The sequence below is a fragment of the Burkholderia sp. HAN2018 genome (assembly GCF_024704855.1).
Lineage (GTDB): Bacteria > Pseudomonadota > Gammaproteobacteria > Burkholderiales > Burkholderiaceae > Burkholderia > Burkholderia cepacia.
Genome location: NZ_QOBB01000500.1, coordinates 1 through 1286 on the forward strand (window position 1 = coordinate 1; position 1286 = coordinate 1286).

2 protein-coding genes are annotated in these 1286 nt (G+C 67.0%); both read right to left on the reverse strand.

All coding sequences use genetic code 11. The features are described 5' to 3' along the window. Positions 1–20: 20 nt before the first annotated feature. Entirely contained in the window at positions 21–674 is a 654-nt protein-coding gene (locus DPV74_RS41355; protein ID WP_027792633.1) for a response regulator transcription factor, read from the reverse strand. Positions 675–780: 106 nt separating this feature from the next. Then, a complete protein-coding gene (locus tag DPV74_RS41360) occupies positions 781–1152 on the reverse strand; it encodes a response regulator transcription factor (RefSeq protein WP_059693306.1) in 372 nt (123 codons plus the stop codon). Positions 1153–1286 lie beyond the last annotated feature (134 nt).

Consider the following 1286-nt stretch of genomic DNA (forward strand, 5'->3'; position numbering starts at 1 on the left):
GCCAGGCCGGGCCCGCGCGCTCAGTCGCGCGCGCCGGCCGGGCGCACGCCCAGCGCATCGGCCTGCCGCACGAGATCCGGCAGCGTGCGCACCCGCATCTTCTTCATCACCTGGGCCCGATGCACCTTCACCGTGATTTCCTGAAGGCCGAGATTCGCGGCAATCTGCTTGTTCATCAGGCCCGCGACGACCTGGCTCATCACTTCGCGCTCGCGCGGCGTCAACGACGCATAGGCGCCGCGCACCGCGTGAAGCGTGCGGTCGCGCTCCAGCGCGCGGCCGACGGCATCGAGCATCGCCTCGTCGTCGAACGGCTTCGTCAGGAAATCGAGCGCGCCGCCCTTCATCGCCTTGACCGTCGTGGCCACGTCGCCGTAACCCGTCATGAACAGGATCGGCACGTTCAGGCCCGCGCGCACCGCCGCCTCCTGGACGGCCAGCCCGCTCTCGTCGGCGAGCCGCACGTCGAGGATCAGACAGCTCGGCACGTCGGGCCGCTCGAACGCGAGAAACGCACGCGACGACGCGAAGGTCTCCACGCGAAATCCCGCCGAACGCAACAGCGCGCTCAACGCGCGCCGCAACGTTTCGTCGTCGTCGACCACATAGACGATCGGCGCGGGTTCTCCCGCGCCGCCGTTGCCGCTCGACGTCATGTCCGGCGTACTCGCCATTGCATTCCCTGTGTAGGCATCCGCTTCATTATCAAATGATAAACTAACAAAATGCCGGGCGGAACCGCCACGCGTCGGACGGCGCGGCCGGCCGGTGGAGCGCCGCTCACGCGGGCGGCGTGCCGGATGCGATCTGGTCGATCAGGTTGAGCATGTCGTCTGACGGAAACGGCTTGCGCAGGAACGCGATCGCGCCTTGCGCCAGCGCGCGGCGGATCGATTCGTCGTCGCCGTGCGCCGACATGAAGATGACCGGCAGCGTCGCGTTGCGCTGAATCAGCTGACGCTGGACGTCGAGCCCGCTCATCCCTTTCATCTTCAGGTCGACCAGCACGCAAATCGCGCCGGCCGGCGCATCGGCCGCCAGGAATTCCTCGCCCGACGCAAACGGCAATGCAGTATGGCCAGCCGATTTCAGCAGGCTGGCGAGACTCTTACGGACCGACGCATCGTCATCGATGATGCAAACAATGGCCATGAAATGAGAACCTGAAAATTGTGTCAATCCAGTACAGCGTGATGCAACGCGGGGCCGCGTCGACGGGCGTTGCCCCGCCCCCGCGATCCGTGCGTCATGCCCACGGTGCCGCGGCCAGCCGCGGCTGCGCGGGC

What these genes read in the sequence shown, in the direction of transcription:
- DPV74_RS41355 (WP_027792633.1), bottom strand. Translation starts at nt 674, where the DNA reads ATGGCGAGTACGCCGGACATGACGTCGAGCGGCAACGGCGGCGCGGGA.
- DPV74_RS41360 (WP_059693306.1), bottom strand. Translation starts at nt 1,152, where the DNA reads ATGGCCATTGTTTGCATCATCGATGACGATGCGTCGGTCCGTAAGAGT.